Source organism: Anabaena sp. EIM26, assembly GCF_057568715.1.
The window spans coordinates 5,561,920-5,578,309 of sequence record NZ_CM172472.1 but is presented as its reverse complement, the minus strand read 5'-3'; the positions used below and the strand labels follow the sequence as shown (position 1 = coordinate 5,578,309).

Sequence of the window (16,390 nt, the reverse complement as noted above, 5' to 3'; positions counted from 1 at the left end):
GAGTAACTTAATAAATCATATCCTTAGCAATGATTTTGACATTTTGCCAAGCAATCAAATCTTCAAATCACTCAACTTTACTCCTCACCACTCAAACCTCAAAATTAATTATAACTCGTTACTTAGTACTCGTTACTCAGTACTATTTGACGCGAGTTGCTCGATTGAGATTGCCAATTTCCGCATCTCGAACTTTCTTACTCCGCCAAAATACACGAATTGGCGTACCATCAAATCCTAATTGTTTGCGGAACTGTCTTTCAATGTAACGGCGATAATTATCATTAAAGCGTTGAGCATCATTGACAAATAAAGCAAAAGTTGGTGGTTGGCTACTTACTTGCGTACCATAATATATTTTACCTTGACGACCGCCCCGTGAAGTTGGTGGAGAATGCCAGCTGATTGCATCTGTGAGGACTTCATTAACTACGGAGGTGGTGACACGGCGTTTGTGTGCTTCTGCTGCCTTATTCACCAATTCTAAAATCTTTTCTACCCGTTGTCCGGTTGTGGCACTGACAAAAATTATGTCTGCCCATTCGGTAAAATGTAACCGTGTTTCTAGGGTTTTTTCGTAGTCGTAGATGGTGTAAGAGTCTTTTTCGACTGCATCCCACTTGTTAACTACGATAATGCAAGCCCGACCTTCTTCCAGAATTCGTCCTGCTAATTTTTGGTCTTGTTCAGTGGCTCCATCTTCAGCATCTAAAACTAATAAAACCACATCGGCGCGGCGAATTGCTTTAAAAGCACGGTTAATGCTAAAAAATTCCGTACCGTATTCTATATGTTTCTTTTTGCGAATGCCGGCGGTGTCAATTAAACGATAGGTTTGCCCATTGCGTTCAATTTCAGTATCAATTGTATCACGAGTTGTGCCGGAGATGGGGCTAACGATCGCTCTTTCTTCCCCCACAAAAGCATTCAATAAGCTGGATTTGCCCACATTGGGACGACCGATAATGGCGACTTTAATCACATTATCTTCGGGGACATCCTTCACATCGGGGACGTGCTTAATTAATTCATCTAGGATTTCCCCAGTACCGCTACCATGAATTGCTGAAATTGGGAAAGGTTCACCTAAACCCAGTTCCCAAAATTCACTCGCTTGAATTACGCCTTGGTCTGGTGATTCACATTTGTTGACAGCCAGGAAAATTGGTACAGGTTGTTGACGTAACCAATCAGCAATTTCTTGATCTGCGGGCATTGGGCCTGTTTGCCCATCTACTACAAAAATCGCTGCACAGGCTTCTGAGAGCGCCATTAATGCCTGTTGGCGAATTAAGGGGAGAAATTCGGTGTCATCGTTAAAGACTAAACCGCCTGTGTCTACTACTGAAAATTCGCGATCGCTCCAAAATGCTGGACGATAAGTGCGATCGCGTGTCACACCCGATTCATCGTGGACAATCGCTGCTTGATCACCAGCGAGACGATTAACCAGGGTGGATTTGCCCACATTTGGGCGGCCGATAATTGCAACAATTGGCAGTGCCATAAACTAGAGTTCTTCGTGCTGAGTGTTGTAGATGTGCTGAGTTTTATCTCTACGTTCTTCACCCAGCACGTTTTTAGAGAACTACTAATCATATCACATTTTTTGATTATAACAACTCTAATTATCCATAACTCTTTATAAATACGTTTATAAATACTTAATTGCAATATTACAAATTAAATCATTAACAATAGTGGTTAATTATAGTTAAGCGAGATTATTAACATCCCGTAAATATTTTTTATTTCCAGGACTTACGTAAAACAGAACAAAAGTAGGGGTAATTCATGAATTACCCCTACGCAATAATTAAGTTTTGAGTTCTATCTTGCGTAAGTCCTAATTTCTTGATATTCAAAACCATAAACATAAATTAAGTGGCTTTAATGTGTGTGTCTATACTCAATCCAAGTAAAAATAATTGTCAAATACGCTTTTATGCAACAGTCATATTTTCTAGTATTAAATTGTGGTTACAATAGCTTCAAAACTATTTGCTACAGTCAATGTCTGGTACATAAAAAAACAACAATTATGAATAACAAACTGTTCACCAGCTTATCTATTGAAAAGCAAGAAAATGTTTCCGGTGGTGTAACATTAGACTCTCTAATAGCCCCTTTAAATGCACTATCAATACCGACACCATCAATACCAACATTTGATATACCAATACTATCAATACCAATACTTGATACATTCCTAGCACCAAGCGGAATATAAGCAATTAATTTACGGCATAATAGACTTAAATAGAGATTAGAAAACCGCTAGAAATATAAAAATCTAGCGGCTTTTATAATTATTAAAATGTGAGTGTAAGATTAAAAACAAAGATAATACTGTGCCATGAGTAACGAGTAATGAGTAATGAGTAAGAAGGAGAGTCAAGCACTCGGTACTTGGTACTCACAACTCTTCTGACTCCTGAATTCTGCTGTATTACCTACACAAAGTTAACTTATCATTCTTTTATACATAGTCGGCTTTCTGATATTTTTTTGGACAGATTTCACATATTTAAGTACTGAAGAACTGACAATTTTCCCTTCCCAACAATTATGCTGTCTGTTCCGTTTCTGTCTCAACCTTCTGTCCAATTTTTGGTTCAGTACCTGCCAGCAATCTTTCAATATTACTGCGGTGACGGACAATTACATATAAACCCCCAGCGATACCAAGTAAAATATAGGGTAAAGGTTGATGGAAAATTACCATCAGAATAGAAACAGCAACAGCACCAGCAATAGAACTCAAAGACACAATTCTGGATATCGCTACAACAACAGCAAAAACTCCTATCGTGGATAATCCCACCTGCCAACTTAAGGCTAACAAAATCCCTACACCAGTAGCTACAGATTTACCACCAGTAAAACCTAAAAAAACTGATTTACTATGACCTAAAATGGCAGCTAGTCCTGCTAAAGTTCCTAACCAAGGTTGCCATATTTCTACATTTAATGTTGATGGAATTAAATTTTGACTGGGAGCAAGATTGAATAACAAATAAACTATATTTATTGCTAAAACTCCCTTCAAGCAATCAATTAATAACACAAAAGCCCCTGGAACTTTCCCTAAAGTTCTCAGTACATTTGTTGCACCAGTTGAACCAGATCCAACTTCCCGAATATCAATACCTTTTAACAGCTTCCCGGCAATGTAGCCAGTAGGGAAAGAACCCAACAGGTAAGCTAATAAAACAACAGCCCCACACAAAGTTAACCAAATAGACATAATAATTCAAAAAGTAAAATTATCAATAATTCGTAATTATTTAGTCACTAGTCTAGATTAAAACATCTAGACCAATGAGCAATCACCAATGAGCAATCACCAAATTAAAATTCATCATCAAAATCACGATCTCTCATGGTTTTGGGGTCAGGTGCAAAAGCTAACCACAAAGGGAATTGTAACAATCCTAAGCTAATTTGCTCCTCTGAATCATCAATGATAATTAAAGGTAATTGATTGGCTTTAACCAATCGGTCTGCTTTTTGGGCTAAAGCTGTAGGTGCTTCAAACAAAACTACACCTTTATCAGGGCCAAAATCAGGACGGCCAATTCCCAAACAGTCTTGTAAACCGCGTCGCCATTCACCTAAACGTTCCGGTGTATTGGCTAAAATTAGAGTACGCACGCGATCGCCATGTAACTTGTATAATATGGAAATCGCTGCCGACGCAATCAAGATATTCTGCAAACGGCTACCCATTGTCCGTAAAGCACCCCGTCCCCCCAAGGTAAAAAACCAATTAGAAACTCGTTCTGCATGAATTGGTTCAAAGGTGCGTCGCAACTGCCACACAGCGCCATAATAATCGGGTTGGTTGCGGTATTGGTCGATTAAACGGCGAATTTGTTTAGTTGTATCTTGAAACTGTTGTTGGGCAAGTTGCAATGTAGGTGGCTGTTGTTCAACAGGTTTAGACTCTTTCACCGCTGGTTTTTCGCGTTCCCTCACAGCCGGAACCAGTTGTAATTGCTCTGCTGCTAATGCTAAATCTTGTAAACTACCTGTGAGATAGTCTTTAAAACCCTGTACCCGAATTGCCAAATCTTGAGATGTTCCCGCAAAGGTAGTTCGCATCTCATTACGAATACGTTCCTGTCGTCGTTCTAGTTGTTCTACAGAAATTTGCAATGCTTGTTTGCGTTGTTCTAACAGCACCAAGGACTCTTGCACCATTTTCGAGAGTGCCGTTTGGGTGTCACTTACTTGTCCTTGAAGGGTTTTGTAAGTAGTTTGCAATGCCGATATTTCTGCTTTTAGTGCAGCTTCTGTTGCTTGTAAATCGGCTACTCGTTGCCCTATTTGTGCATATAGTGAATTAAGCTCTGGTTCTGACTCCAGCACCCCAGTTTCTACTGCTAATTGTGGTACTAACTCGCTTTTAGATTCTGCTGTAGGTTCTACTGTGAAATCTTCGGGTTCTGTACTAGCAATGGATGATGTAAAAGATACATCATCTGTTTGTGCTTCATCTGCTGAAGTTGGCGCTTCTGTTTCCTGTACTGACTCAGAAGATATGATTTCTAGGTTTTCACCTGTAGGATTTTGTTCTGGCGTTTCTTCCCACCATTCATCAATTGGTTTTGGGGTTTGAGATTCCTCTGGGTTCATAAACAATAGTAAATTCCTATGATGCGAATAAATAGCTTTGAGAAATATATAACAGGGAACGGGGAACAGGCAAAAGGTTTGAAAGTTTCTTTGTGTCTGTAGCGTAGCTTGGTATAAGTCATATTTTATGAACAGTGTATGTTCTGACTATTTAGCAACTGCTATACAATTTTAAAGCATTCAATCCTAACTACTGAGCGCTAAATACGTGGACAACGCTGTTCTAAACAAGATTTTAGGGCGTTGGGGTCAAATAAAATCGGCAGAAAGTGAATGCTATTAATTTCTTTAAAGTAAAACAAGATGGGAACTCTATTCCAGAAAATTCGCCAGTTTTGCCATTCTTGATAAGGAAAACGCCGAATTAACTTTTCCCCTCGGTAAATATCAAAGTCGGTGGCTGTAAATTGACAACGCAGTGTTACAGCCTGCAACATCAGAAATAAACCCATTACTGTAAACACTCCTCCTACCCAAGGTTGTACTAGTAGGAGGGGAATGGCTGCAAGCACCAAGATGACAGGGATATTGTAACTTGGCTTGAGTTCCACGGTCGAGGTAGAATTAGGCGCTAATGAACTGGTCACAATTTTTTCTCCTGTTTTGTCAGTAGATATTAATCTTTTATTTTAGTCATTAGTCGTTAGCGAAACAGAGGCAGTGAGTTTTTTAAGTTTTAGATTGTTCAATCCAAAATCTAAAATCTAAAATCTAAAATTCATCTGTCTCCTTTAAATACCTTGCGATAATCCACTGCCAGGCCCTTGAAACATTAACCAAGAAAGAAAGAAGTTGCTAATAAAGATAATCAGCAAGGCGGTAACAACAGCTGTTGTGGTTGATTGTCCCACACCTTTAGCTCCTCCTGTTGTGGTTAAACCCCAACTGCAACCAATAATGGCTATTAAAACGCCAAAGCAACCGGCTTTAATCATTGCACTACAAATATCCCAGATACCCAGAAAGTTACGGGCTGAGTCTAAAAATACTGTATCTGAGAGATTGTAAATGTTGGTGGCAATGATCAATCCCCCAAACATCCCGGTGATTAAAGATAACAGGGTTAAGATGGGCAGCATTAATAAACAAGCTAGGAGTCGGGGAATAACGAGGTAATCAATGGGGTCTGTTTTTAACATTAACAGGGCATCAATTTGCTCTGTAACTCGCATTGTCCCAATTTCCGCTGCAAAGGCAGAACCAACCCGTCCCGCCAAAATCACTGCTGTTAGCACTGGTGTGAGTTCCCTTGTCAAGGCTACTGCCAAAACTCCACCAACTAGGTTTCCTGCGCCAAAGTTGATAAATTCCCGCGCTACTTGAATGGTAAATACTGCACCCACGAAAATGGCTGTGATTAAGGCGATAAATAGGGAATCTGGCCCAACTGCGGCTAATTGCTCTAGGGTATTGCGTCGATGGATTTTGCCCTTGAGGAGGTGAATGATGATTTGTCCACCCAAAAAAATCGCTGCCAGCAATCGCTGACTCCATGCTCCTAAACTGAATTTGGATATAGTCTGGCTCAATGTTCTTTAGCTAACTCGGTAACTGCTTTAAGAATAGCGAAAGTCATAGCTCATTGTTCATGAATTTTTTTGTCTCTCTTTATTTTCAGGATTTTCAGGTCAAACGTTAACTTACTTTAAATACTTTCTCATAAAATTAAGCTATTATTAAGCGTGATGCAATACATTTAGATTCGATTTTGGAAGATAAAAGTTCGATAAATCAAGGGTTTTGGAGTTTAAAAACTCTTTAATTAGGGACAGCATTTTATGAAACTGATTTGGTTCTCTTTTAATGAAAACTTAAGATTTTTGACATATTGAATGTTCAGGAGCGATCGCACTTATTGTAGAAGATGACGTGCAGTTGTTCAGCCATCGTCTACATTAATCCCGGAGCTTGCCTGATCATGAGCATATTTGCCAACTTTCTCCGATCTCTAGTACTCACCACCCTTTTCAGTTTTATCGCTCCTATCTTCTTCGTCGGCGGTACACTGGTCTTTTTATGCCTTTCTGGTTACATTCCTGGTTTACAAGGCATAACTGAGAATATCCCCTCTCAGATTTTGCATTTTCTCGCCACCTTTGGTACTGGCAGTCCCCTTAATGGTCTATTTGTAATCAGTCTGACTTGCGGTTTTGTGGGTGGACTGTTTGACATCTATGCTTATTACCGTTGTCAAATTCTTCGCATTGATTCTTAAATGTTAAGCACTTTTTCTGCGGTCTTTGATAACTTACAGTCTTATTAATTCTTGCAAAGGCATATTAACTAATCGTTCGTAACTGAAGTTCTTTTGATAGAATTAAGTATTTATACCAAAATTAAAGCTGTCATTAGTCACAATTTACTAAAGACAAAGCTTTGCTATGAATAATGCAATTATTTTTGTTTACGGCTTTAAGTTGTGACTTCGTTCAATCACGACCAAAACTAAGTTGAAGAAATAGGTATTTAAATACATATCCCTTTATGAAGAAATATAGCAAATAAAACTACACACGAAATCTAAAAATTTCCTTAAGATTTTAAATAGTTCTATCGCTGCTCACCTTTCTTAACAGAGTTAAAGAGGTCGTCTGACCGCTGGGCATCTTATATTAGTTTCATTAATAGGTGATTGATAACTCATGGTTTGGCCTTTTAAGCCCAGATTTCGTAAACAAATTGCTCGGATTGAAATTACTGGTGCGATCGCCAGTGCTACCCGCAAACGGGTATTAGAAGCTCTGAAAACCGTAGAAGAAAAGAAGTTTCCAGCTTTACTGTTACGCATAGATAGTCCTGGCGGTACAGTAGGAGACTCCCAAGAAATCTACAGCGCTCTGAGGCGGTTGCAGAAAAAAACTAAAATTGTCGCCAGCTTTGGCAATATTTCGGCTTCTGGCGGCGTTTACATTGGTATGGGAGCCGAACACATTGTGGCTAACCCAGGCACAATTACAGGCAGTATAGGCGTGATTCTGCGGGGAAATAACCTAGAACGCCTCCTAGAAAAAGTTGGTGTTTCCTTTAAGGTGATTAAGTCTGGCCCCTACAAAGATATTTTGTCTTTTGATCGGGAATTGACAGAACCAGAAGAAACTATTCTGCAACAATTGATAGATGTCAGTTATCAGCAATTTGTGCAAACCGTAGCCGAAGGACGTTCTTTAGCGGTAGAAACTGTAAAAACGTTCGCTGATGGCCGCATCTTCACCGGAGAGCAAGCCTTAGAATTGGGTGTTGTAGACCGTTTAGGAACAGAAGAAGATGCACGTCGCTGGACAGCCGAATTAGTCGGACTTGATCCAGAAAAAACTCCTTGCTATACGCTAGAAGAACGTAAACCATTGTTGAGTCGAGTTCTACCTGGGAGTCGTCTGAAGAAATCAGGAATTGCGGCTGGAATTGATTGGCTCGAATTTGAAATGTCTACAAGTGGTTTACCCTTGTGGTTGTATAGACCGTAAATTAATTGTCAATAGTCACTAGTTGATAGTCTTTGCGCTAATGACTAATGACTAATGACCAATGACTAAAATATAGGAGGATTTTGGAAGTGGAATGGCAAATGCGAGCGATTCGTGGCGCAACAACCGTTGCAGATAATAGCGTGGAAGCAATCCGAGAAGCGGTGACAGAACTACTAGATGAACTGGAACAACGGAACGAACTCCAACCAACAGAAATGATTAGTGTTACTTTTTCTGTTACGCGAGATTTAGATGCTATTTTTCCAGCCGCGATCGCTCGCAGTCGTCCTTTATGGGATAGTGTGGCTATGTTAGATGTCCAGCAAATGCACGTTGAAGGCAGTTTACCGCGTTGCATTCGGTTTTTAATTCACGCCTATTTACCAACTTCCTCCTCAATTCACCACATTTATTTACGTCAAGCAGCTAAATTGCGCCCAGACTGGGGTTTATCGCAAACGTTACAAACCTCACAGCCAATAATTAAAACAAAAGCTTAAAATCAGCAGGTCAATAATATTATGTAAAATTAGCGCCAAATGAGCTATTACAGTGGTGACGCGGCTGCTCAACCTGCTGCTATTGGTGGGAGTATTTTCACTCATCGAGGAACTGGTGTTTGTGTGAAGTTAGAGGATTTTTTGAATATTCTCTCGAAGGGTGAAGAGCCGCTTGTCATTGTCACCAGTGAAGGTTATTTTACGAAGATATATAAATATGTGACTGCGTATAAGGGTTTTGTGTTTTTCACAGAATCCTTAGATAAATTGGAATTTGGGAGCAATATTGAGGTGATTTACGCCCAGAGTTTAGGGACAGATATTTGATAAAATCAATCAATTATTTGCATCTTCCCACTTTCCCGATGTATTCCATAATTTGTTAAAGGTTTTATTCTCAGCAGCAGTTAGGCAAGGTGGCATAATAAAATCTTTAATTTCGTTAATTAATTCACTAAATGAATTCGGTGTATCTACTATTTTTAATTTATTTTTAAACGCTTGCCACTGTTTTTGCTTATCTAAATCATTAGCAAACTCTTCAGTTAAAGCTAAAGGTTCTTTGACTGGTATTTTTGTTTTCCGTCTCTGAAAAGTGTTGATCAATGCTTGACTAAGTAAGTCTCCTTGAAATTCAAAATTCTGACAAAGAAACCAAATATCATAAAAATCTTTTATCCGACTATTTCTTATCCCCAGAGAAACCATTGCTTGAAACTTTTCAGCAACTACTGTTTCACGAGGATATATTCTTAAACGTGCTTTTGGCGAATCTAAAATAGTTTCTATTTCTACTTCTTTAGCATCTGGCGTAACAGCATCACCAAATCCTATATCTACTTGAATAGTAATTTCAATTTTAACTAATTTCCCTTTTAATTTAATTCTGACTCCTTCATACTCTTGATCTTCTTTGATTAATTCTCCTGTAACTGACTCTGGTAAAAATATAATTCCATCTTCTTCACAGTGAATTGCACAAATTTCTTTATAAACATTTACTAAATATTCAATTTCATTGTTGCCAAAACAGAGTAAATCTAAATCTTTTGTTGCTCTGTGAGGTTCACCATTCCACACCTTGAAGAGAGTAGCACCTTTCAAAATATACTGTTTTTGATATGAAGATTGACTGAGCCTGTATAGTAGCCTTTCTCCAAAGTAGCGCGTCAATAAATAATTATAATCTTCACCTCTTTTTTTAGCTAGAGTCAATAATTTAGCTTGGATAGATGCTGCGATATTAACAGGCTTTTTCGATGTCATGTGAGCGATTCTAGATAAGGACGCATTACATTATTTACTCGGCAAATTTTGGCATAATGCCATATTTCGTCCATTGAGCATTTTCTTTTTTGCAAACATTCGCGCAATGCGTCCAAAGCAATATCAAGACCAATTTTGTTGCGAAATTTAAAACAATCAGCAACTGTTTTTGGCAAAGAATATATACTAACTGGTACGCCTTCTATGATATGTTCTTCAATTCCCTCTTCTAGAGATTTACCAGACATATAAATGATTCTTAGTGGTAGAAGATTATCTTTAGGAGGACGAGATTTTTGAGGAATTGCCAGCCAAACTTCAAAAGGTGCTTGTGTAGTTAGCTGATAAAAACTGAGTGCAGATAGAAGACAAACTACTCCATTAGGAACTCTTTTAGCTACTTCTACTAGAGTGTGATTTGCTGTAATTTCTGCATCTGCCAAAGTGTAAATACCACGAGCAGAACGTACAAGTAGTCCTTGGTTTTCCAGGCGTTTCAAATATTCTCTGTGAATACCTTTAGCTGCGATATCTTTTGCTCTAATTACACCTGTTTGAGCAGCGTAACTCAGTATTTTATCTGTTTTCGACATAATTACATAGTTTATTTACCTGTGATGTAACTTTTTTAGTTTTGTGGCAAAGTGTCGATAGTTGTTAATCTCTACCTACATTTTATCACAAAAACTTGTTCAATCTGTGAGCAAGTGTTGTATTCTTGTAGAATATAAATGTCCTATTTTTGCAAAGTTTTCTAACTCAAGGACACGATGAAAAAGCGTAAAACTGTGCAAGACAGGATTGCTTGCCGTATAGCCAACAGTAAACGTGAAGTATTTGTACGTAAGGACTTTGAAGATATCGCCGATTATAACCAAGTTGGCCGTAGTCTCCGTATGTTAGAGGCTAAAGGTAAAATTATCAAAATCGGCTATGGTCTTTATGCTAAAGCAGCTATTTCACCCTTATCAAATCGCATCATACCTCGTAAGGGTTTGCGCGATCTAGCAATTGAAGCGTTAAAAAAACTCAATGTGGAAGTAGTTCCCTCAAGTTATGACCAGGCTTACAATGAGGGACGGACAACCCAAATTCCAACAGGGCGTGTAGTTGGCGTAAAAGGGCGTGTGACACGCAAAATTGGCTATGCAGGAAAATATGTAACCTTTGAATACGCAACTTAATCTAAAGACTGTAGAACTTATTGCCGCTGATCTCGGTCTTGATCTTGATTATTGACATAAAAATAACTGTAAATTTAAGGTAATATGAATATGTTAAATATGCCTCTCATGACAGTATATAGTGAATTAGAAAATATTTTTAGATAACAAATATTAGATAGTTATCCATCCGATTGGCACGAAGATTACATTACTAGAAAAATATTTTTTGAATATAGAAAACTTCATGCTGTAGTTGTTCCTGTTGATATAGTAGAATCAATTGTTAGACAAATAGATCCTAATCATCATGACAATGATAAAAAAATTCCGATAGATACGACAAGTCTATATAAGTTCTCCGTGCCTTTAGCCTATCAAATACTATTCAGGTACTTTAGAGGGCTAGATTTAGAGTTTGATCAAAGTTTAATCACAATTATAAAAGGTTATAAGGATGAAGAGTTTTTGCTATTGCGTAATTTAAGAGAAGTACGATTACCTCAATATCTTTTGCTAATTCATGTTAATTATGGCAATTCTGAAATAAATATGGATTTTGATGTTAATACAGAAATTTTTCAAGAAATAACATCTTCTGAAGAACAGGAATTAGATTTTTAAGGAAATTAAAAAATAAGGTAAGTCTTACAGATAAATCATTTAGTTAAATTACAACCTCATGTAAATAGATAATAATTGCAAGCTTTGGTTTGTTGTCAAATGTACAAACAATAGTTTGGTACTAAATTCCTAATTATTTTTTAGAACCAAACACAAATTACTTAATTTTTCAATATCTTCAAACTACAAAAAAGATGTAATTCTATGTACTACCCTAATAAGGGGAGACAAGCTAGTATACATATACTACTTGGTGTAAACAATTTATGAATAAAAAGAAAAACAAAAATTTAGGTGATGATTTTAGCTTTCCAAAGTTTAGAGGTGCAAATGGTATCAAAAGCACCAAGGATGAACTTCTTCAAAAACTACCAGCACCACTACCCGACATTACAATACCAGAACCATCACAGCAAAATCTCAAGATTAGTAAGAACAATAATAGGGGGGTAAACAACAAGATTAATCAACTCAAGTACCAAATGATTATCCAATGGTCTGAGGAAGATAATTGCTTCTTAGTAGGATTCCCTGATTTTCCAGGACAAAAATGGCGTACTCATGGGGATACTTACGAGTTAGCAGTAGCAAATGGAATTGAAGCCTTAGACTCTCTCATTATTGCTTACGAAGCTGCGGGTGATCCGCTTCCAGAACCAACAGTTCGTCAAGCAGCATAGGCAAGAATTGAAGTAAAATAACCCAATAACGCTGGTTGGGTTTTCTGACCTGGTTTTTGGGTTGATTAAATCATTCTGTTGCGTATAATTACTGTATGTTACTAAGCCCATAGTTTGTATATTATAGTCACAGCGTTTGTCTGAAATACAAAATCGGGCGATCGCACTTGGTAATAAAGTTTAGTGAGGGCATTATATGACAGATGTTTACCTTCCTTTGCCTTTTAAATTAAAAGGGTCAAATAAAGGCTTTCATACTGAAGTTGTTGGGCAACTTTCAATGATGGATAACCCACATTTTATTGAAAAGGGTCAACCAATTCAAGTACTTGGTTTCAATATTATTAATTCTCTCTTTCTAAATTATTCAGGAAATTTAGGTTTTGATACATTAACCATCATATTGGTAAACCCCTATGCCAGATTTACTTGAAAGAATTACAATCAACCCAAAGCAATGTGGTGGTCGTCCCTGTATCAGGGGTATGCGAATTCGTGTATCAGACGTGCTGGATTTGTTTGTAGCTGGACTAACTGCTGAACAGATTCTCGAAGAAATGCCCGATTTGGAAATGGATGATCTCAAAGCAGCACTTATGTACGCTTCACGTAAACTCAATCATCCGGTTCTGGTAGCATGATAATCTGGGTAGATGCACATCTATCACCTGCTATTGCTGTCTGGATTACCAAGACATTCAGTATCACAGCATTAGCCTTACGCGATGTTGGATTGAGGGATGCTGAAGATCCTGAGATTTTTGAAGCAGCAAAAGCGAGAGGAGTTATCTTAATGACTAAAGATAGCGACTTTGTTGATTTAGTTCAGCGTCTTGGTTCACCACCGCAAATTATTTGGTTAACTTGTGGTAATACATCAAATGTTCATTTGCAAGCAATCCTAAATAAAACACTGCCGCAGGCACTAGAACTTTTAAAAGCAGGTGAGACTTTAGTAGAAATCAGCGGTAATTAATACCGCTTACGTTTTATTCGTGATGCTGATTAAAGCGAATTCCTAGAAAAACATCATACAAGAACTCAAAAAAGTCCTTCTTCTGCAATAACCCTGAAGTTTGCGGACTACCCTTTTCATCTAGCAACGGCTTCATCATATAATAAGCTGGTTGGTAATTATACCAAGGAATCGAAGGCCATAGATGATGAATGAGGTGATAATTCTGCCCCAAAATCAGGATATTGAGAACCTTACCAGGATAGACGCGGGCATTTTTCCAGCGACTTCTTTCTACAAAGGGACGATGGGGTAAATAATCAAAAAATAACCCCAATGCTATCCCCACCAAAAACGCTGGAATAAACCAAAAATTGAGAATATAGCCCAAAAAATGATATTGGACAGAAATATAAACAATAGTAATGATAATTAAACGGCTAATAAACCATTCCAGTAACTCATATTTCCGCCACAATTGCCGTTGAAAGAAAAATACCTCATGGTATAAAAATCTGACTGCAATCAACCACAATGGCCCGCCTGTAGAGACATAATGATCTGGGTCATCTTTAGGGTGATTGACATTACCATGATGCTGCAAATGTACCCTTGTAAACACTGGAAATGCAAAAGCTAAAATTAAGGCGCTACCATGTCCTAACATGGCATTAATCACCCGGTTGCGATGGGCTGACTGGTGACAAGCATCATGAATAACCGTCCCCGAACAATGCAAGGACAGAGTGTTAATGCTAAAGCATAGCCAATGTGGCCATTCCCAAACCCAATAACCAAAGTTAGATAACACCAACATTGTCACCACCACACAAAACAGCAGTAGTGTGGGATTAAAATCGCCAGGAGGTGCTAAAAGTTCCTTGGTTGGGATTGTCAGTGGCTTTTGTGCCTCCGACGTGAGCATTACTAACTCCTTCTTCATTAAATATTACGAATATACGATAAATCTTAGTAAAGAGTAAAGTTATATAAAGTTTTATATGACAAGATTTATCTGCTGTCATTGCTGATTAGCAGATGAATGGCGCTATGATTCCAGACTAGACCTATATATTTGCTACGGGTAAAGTTTGACCAGTGCTAATGGTTTAATGGCAAAAATCTCCCTTCAGGAGGATGCAGATAAGATTGGTGTACTATATCTAATCTGTCTCGCTGATTTCTTCTCTAACTGCTGACATCATTGATATAGCAGTGACTGAAAAGGAGATGCCCCTTACTATACGATTACTTCCCAGATAGATTATTTTGAAATCAGTCCCTATGCAATTAAGAGATTCTCTGCGCCGAACCAAAATTGTTGCTACTATTGGGCCTGCTACCAGCAGTCCAGAAATGCTGAAGGCAATTATTGAAGCGGGTGCAACAACACTGCGGCTAAACTTTTCCCACGGAACTCATGCTGACCATCAGCGTAGTATTCGCCTAATTCGGCAAACTGCTTTTGAACTCAATAGACCGGTAGCAATTCTCCAAGATTTGCAAGGGCCAAAAATTCGCTTGGGTAAGTTTGAAAATGGTTCTATAATTTTGGCGAAGGGCGATCGCTTCACTTTAACAAATCGTCCAGTTGTAGGAACTCAAGAAATCAGTTGCGTTACCTACGATTATTTAGCTGATGAAGTCCCCGTTGGTGCCAAAATCCTCCTCGATGATGGACGAGTGGAAATGGTCGTGGAAGACATTAACCAAGACAAAGGCGATTTGCATTGTCGCGTTACCGTTCCTGGTAAACTTTCTAACAACAAAGGTGTAAACTTTCCGGGAGTTTACTTATCAATTAAAGCCATGACCGACAAAGACCGCGAGGATCTAATGTTTGGTCTAGATCAAGGTGTAGACTGGGTAGCACTTTCCTTTGTCCGTAACCCCCAGGACATCATCGAAATCAAAGAGTTAATTTCCAGCACCGGCAAAAATGTTCCTGTAGTTGCCAAAATCGAAAAGCACGAAGCCATTGAACAAATGGAAGCGGTTCTGTCTTTGTGTGATGGTGTAATGGTTGCTAGAGGTGACTTAGGTGTAGAATTGCCAGCGGAAGATGTACCTGTGCTACAAAAACGCTTGATTGCTACAGCCAACCGCTTGGGTATTCCCATCATTACCGCTACCCAAATGCTAGATAGCATGGTCAGCAACCCTCGTCCTACCCGTGCGGAAGTCTCCGATGTGGCCAACGCGATTTTAGACGGTACAGATGCAGTAATGCTTTCCAATGAAACCGCTGTTGGTAGTTTCCCAGTGGAAGCTGTAGCGACAATGGCCAGAATAGCAGAACGCATTGAACAGGAAGAAACCCTCAACGCTAACTCCCGTCAGTCAAGAGATAATCGGCGTTCTATTCCCAATGCTATCAGTCAAGCAGTTGGTCAAATTGCTGAGAATTTGGGCGCAGCAGCAATTATGACTTTGACACAAACCGGTGCTACAGCCCGCAACGTTTCTAAATTTCGTCCCAAAACGCCAATTTTAGCCATCACACCTCATGTAAATGTAGCGCGACAGTTGCAGATGGTCTGGGGAGTAAGACCGCTGTTGGTGCTAGAACTACCTTCCACTGGTCAGACATTCCAAGCCGCTATAAATGTTGCTCAGGAGAAAAATCTTTTGAGTGAGGGTGATTTAGTGGTAATGACTGCTGGTACACTTCAGGGAGTTTCTGGTTCAACAGACTTAATTAAAGTGGAAGTGGTGACTGCTGTACTGGGTCAGGGGATTGGTCTAGGTCAAGGTTCAGTCAGTGGACGCGCTAGGGTAGTTCATACTGCTATGGATGCAAGTAATTTTAACCCTGGAGATATTTTGGTCGCATCCCGCACTGGTGTAGATTTTGTGGAAGCGATTCGCAAAGCTGGGGGAATTATTACTGAAGAAGAAAGTCTCTCAAGTCATGCAGCTGTGATTGGTTTACGTCTCGGTGTACCAGTAATTGTGGGTGTGAAGGAAGCAACAAAAGTCATTAAAGATGGGGCTATTTTGACTTTAGATATGCAACGAGGTTTAGTTTACTCTGGGGCTGTAGGAACACCTTAAAGAGAATGAAGGATGAAGTCTTTTTTCATCCTTTACCCCAAAA

20 protein-coding genes are annotated in these 16,390 nt (G+C 38.8%); 12 read left to right on the top strand and 8 right to left on the bottom strand.

Translation table 11 applies throughout. The features are described from left to right. Window positions 1–142 precede the first annotated feature (142 nt). Window positions 143–1,507 carry a ribosome biogenesis GTPase Der gene (gene der, locus AC012T_RS24190; protein WP_487061492.1) on the bottom strand — a complete coding sequence of 455 codons (1,365 nt, stop codon included), beginning with the start codon at window positions 1,505–1,507 and terminating at the stop codon, window positions 143–145. Between the two features lie 534 nt (window positions 1,508–2,041). Between der and AC012T_RS24185 the strand changes: the two genes are divergently transcribed. Then, the gene (locus AC012T_RS24185; protein WP_487061490.1) at window positions 2,042–2,230 is read left to right on the top strand and encodes a hypothetical protein; all 189 of its coding nucleotides are present in this window, start codon (window positions 2,042–2,044) and stop codon (window positions 2,228–2,230) included. Between the two features lie 336 nt (window positions 2,231–2,566). On the opposite strand, the gene plsY is transcribed toward AC012T_RS24185, so the two are convergent. The 4 genes from plsY to AC012T_RS24165 all read right to left on the bottom strand — a co-directional run bounded on the left by plsY (window position 2,567) and on the right by AC012T_RS24165 (window position 6,167). Next, a complete protein-coding gene (gene plsY / locus AC012T_RS24180; protein ID WP_487061488.1) occupies window positions 2,567–3,247 on the bottom strand; it encodes a glycerol-3-phosphate 1-O-acyltransferase PlsY in 681 nt (226 codons plus the stop codon). 104 nt (window positions 3,248–3,351) lie between these two features. Then, window positions 3,352–4,638, bottom strand: a complete 1,287-nt coding sequence (locus tag AC012T_RS24175; RefSeq protein ID WP_487061486.1) for a DUF3086 domain-containing protein — start codon at window positions 4,636–4,638, stop codon at window positions 3,352–3,354. Between the two features lie 200 nt (window positions 4,639–4,838). After that, complete coding sequence (locus AC012T_RS24170) at window positions 4,839–5,255, bottom strand: DUF3119 family protein (RefSeq protein WP_487066742.1); 417 nt, start codon at window positions 5,253–5,255, stop codon at window positions 4,839–4,841. A 114-nt stretch (window positions 5,256–5,369) separates the two neighbouring features. Beyond that, entirely contained in the window at window positions 5,370–6,167 is a 798-nt protein-coding gene (locus AC012T_RS24165) for an MlaE family lipid ABC transporter permease subunit (RefSeq protein WP_487061484.1), read from the bottom strand. Between the two features lie 389 nt (window positions 6,168–6,556). On the opposite strand from AC012T_RS24165, the gene AC012T_RS24160 reads away from it, so the two are divergent. The 4 genes from AC012T_RS24160 to AC012T_RS24145 all read left to right on the top strand — a co-directional run bounded on the left by AC012T_RS24160 (window position 6,557) and on the right by AC012T_RS24145 (window position 8,932). After that, window positions 6,557–6,853, top strand: a complete 297-nt coding sequence (locus tag AC012T_RS24160) for a hypothetical protein (protein WP_487066740.1) — start codon at window positions 6,557–6,559, stop codon at window positions 6,851–6,853. 427 nt (window positions 6,854–7,280) lie between these two features. Next, window positions 7,281–8,102 carry a signal peptide peptidase SppA gene (gene sppA, locus AC012T_RS24155; RefSeq protein ID WP_487061482.1) on the top strand — a complete coding sequence of 274 codons (822 nt, stop codon included), beginning with the start codon at window positions 7,281–7,283 and terminating at the stop codon, window positions 8,100–8,102. An 89-nt stretch (window positions 8,103–8,191) separates the two neighbouring features. Then, window positions 8,192–8,605 carry a chorismate mutase gene (aroH, locus tag AC012T_RS24150; RefSeq protein WP_487061480.1) on the top strand — a complete coding sequence of 138 codons (414 nt, stop codon included), beginning with the start codon at window positions 8,192–8,194 and terminating at the stop codon, window positions 8,603–8,605. A 39-nt stretch (window positions 8,606–8,644) separates the two neighbouring features. Further along, window positions 8,645–8,932, top strand: coding sequence for a hypothetical protein (locus AC012T_RS24145; RefSeq protein WP_487061478.1), 288 nt, complete (start codon window positions 8,645–8,647; stop codon window positions 8,930–8,932). A 9-nt stretch (window positions 8,933–8,941) separates the two neighbouring features. Here the strand turns inward: AC012T_RS24145 and AC012T_RS24140 are convergent, their stop codons facing one another. Further along, window positions 8,942–9,871 carry a nucleotidyl transferase AbiEii/AbiGii toxin family protein gene (locus tag AC012T_RS24140; RefSeq protein ID WP_487061476.1) on the bottom strand — a complete coding sequence of 310 codons (930 nt, stop codon included), beginning with the start codon at window positions 9,869–9,871 and terminating at the stop codon, window positions 8,942–8,944. After that, entirely contained in the window at window positions 9,868–10,464 is a 597-nt protein-coding gene (locus AC012T_RS24135; protein ID WP_487061474.1) for a type IV toxin-antitoxin system AbiEi family antitoxin domain-containing protein, read from the bottom strand. Before AC012T_RS24135 ends, AC012T_RS24140 begins: the two co-directional genes overlap by 4 nt. 177 nt (window positions 10,465–10,641) lie before the next feature. Between AC012T_RS24135 and AC012T_RS24130 the strand changes: the two genes are divergently transcribed. The 6 genes from AC012T_RS24130 (at window position 10,642) to AC012T_RS24105 (ending at window position 13,314) form a co-directional block, all read left to right on the top strand. Further along, window positions 10,642–11,055 carry a DUF6088 family protein gene (locus tag AC012T_RS24130; protein WP_487061472.1) on the top strand — a complete coding sequence of 138 codons (414 nt, stop codon included), beginning with the start codon at window positions 10,642–10,644 and terminating at the stop codon, window positions 11,053–11,055. A 342-nt stretch (window positions 11,056–11,397) separates the two neighbouring features. Further along, a complete protein-coding gene (locus tag AC012T_RS24125; RefSeq protein ID WP_487061470.1) occupies window positions 11,398–11,658 on the top strand; it encodes a hypothetical protein in 261 nt (86 codons plus the stop codon). Window positions 11,659–12,119: 461 nt separating this feature from the next. Continuing rightward, window positions 12,120–12,338 (top strand): type II toxin-antitoxin system HicB family antitoxin, encoded by a 219-nt coding sequence (locus AC012T_RS24120; protein ID WP_487066738.1) that lies wholly within the window; start codon window positions 12,120–12,122, stop codon window positions 12,336–12,338. Window positions 12,339–12,534: 196 nt separating this feature from the next. Continuing rightward, window positions 12,535–12,771, top strand: a complete 237-nt coding sequence (locus tag AC012T_RS24115; RefSeq protein ID WP_487061468.1) for a hypothetical protein — start codon at window positions 12,535–12,537, stop codon at window positions 12,769–12,771. Continuing rightward, window positions 12,755–12,979: a DUF433 domain-containing protein gene (locus AC012T_RS24110; protein ID WP_487061466.1), complete on the top strand. Its 225-nt coding sequence runs from the start codon at window positions 12,755–12,757 to the stop codon at window positions 12,977–12,979. The genes AC012T_RS24115 and AC012T_RS24110 overlap by 17 nt, the downstream gene beginning before the upstream one ends. After that, on the top strand, window positions 12,976–13,314 hold the full coding sequence (locus tag AC012T_RS24105; RefSeq protein ID WP_487061464.1) for a DUF5615 family PIN-like protein: 339 nt from the start codon (window positions 12,976–12,978) through the stop codon (window positions 13,312–13,314). The genes AC012T_RS24110 and AC012T_RS24105 overlap by 4 nt, the downstream gene beginning before the upstream one ends. Before the next feature lie 13 nt (window positions 13,315–13,327). On the opposite strand, the gene crtR is transcribed toward AC012T_RS24105, so the two are convergent. Next, a complete protein-coding gene (gene crtR, locus AC012T_RS24100) occupies window positions 13,328–14,218 on the bottom strand; it encodes a beta-carotene hydroxylase (protein ID WP_487061462.1) in 891 nt (296 codons plus the stop codon). Between the two features lie 359 nt (window positions 14,219–14,577). Between crtR and pyk the strand changes: the two genes are divergently transcribed. After that, window positions 14,578–16,347, top strand: coding sequence for a pyruvate kinase (gene pyk, locus AC012T_RS24095; protein WP_487061460.1), 1,770 nt, complete (start codon window positions 14,578–14,580; stop codon window positions 16,345–16,347). Window positions 16,348–16,390: the final 43 nt, after the last annotated feature.

What these genes read in the sequence shown, in the direction of transcription:
- der (WP_487061492.1), bottom strand. Translation starts at nt 1,507, where the DNA reads ATGGCACTGCCAATTGTTGCAATTATCGGCCGCCCAAATGTGGGCAAA.
- AC012T_RS24185 (WP_487061490.1), top strand. Translation starts at nt 2,042, where the DNA reads ATGAATAACAAACTGTTCACCAGCTTATCTATTGAAAAGCAAGAAAAT.
- plsY (WP_487061488.1), bottom strand. Translation starts at nt 3,247, where the DNA reads ATGTCTATTTGGTTAACTTTGTGTGGGGCTGTTGTTTTATTAGCTTAC.
- AC012T_RS24175 (WP_487061486.1), bottom strand. Translation starts at nt 4,638, where the DNA reads ATGAACCCAGAGGAATCTCAAACCCCAAAACCAATTGATGAATGGTGG.
- AC012T_RS24160 (WP_487066740.1), top strand. Translation starts at nt 6,557, where the DNA reads ATGAGCATATTTGCCAACTTTCTCCGATCTCTAGTACTCACCACCCTT.
- sppA (WP_487061482.1), top strand. Translation starts at nt 7,281, where the DNA reads ATGGTTTGGCCTTTTAAGCCCAGATTTCGTAAACAAATTGCTCGGATT.
- AC012T_RS24145 (WP_487061478.1), top strand. Translation starts at nt 8,645, where the DNA reads ATGAGCTATTACAGTGGTGACGCGGCTGCTCAACCTGCTGCTATTGGT.
- AC012T_RS24140 (WP_487061476.1), bottom strand. Translation starts at nt 9,871, where the DNA reads ATGACATCGAAAAAGCCTGTTAATATCGCAGCATCTATCCAAGCTAAA.
- AC012T_RS24135 (WP_487061474.1), bottom strand. Translation starts at nt 10,464, where the DNA reads ATGTCGAAAACAGATAAAATACTGAGTTACGCTGCTCAAACAGGTGTA.
- AC012T_RS24130 (WP_487061472.1), top strand. Translation starts at nt 10,642, where the DNA reads ATGAAAAAGCGTAAAACTGTGCAAGACAGGATTGCTTGCCGTATAGCC.
- AC012T_RS24115 (WP_487061468.1), top strand. Translation starts at nt 12,535, where the DNA reads ATGACAGATGTTTACCTTCCTTTGCCTTTTAAATTAAAAGGGTCAAAT.
- AC012T_RS24110 (WP_487061466.1), top strand. Translation starts at nt 12,755, where the DNA reads ATGCCAGATTTACTTGAAAGAATTACAATCAACCCAAAGCAATGTGGT.
- AC012T_RS24105 (WP_487061464.1), top strand. Translation starts at nt 12,976, where the DNA reads ATGATAATCTGGGTAGATGCACATCTATCACCTGCTATTGCTGTCTGG.
- crtR (WP_487061462.1), bottom strand. Translation starts at nt 14,218, where the DNA reads ATGCTCACGTCGGAGGCACAAAAGCCACTGACAATCCCAACCAAGGAA.
- pyk (WP_487061460.1), top strand. Translation starts at nt 14,578, where the DNA reads ATGCAATTAAGAGATTCTCTGCGCCGAACCAAAATTGTTGCTACTATT.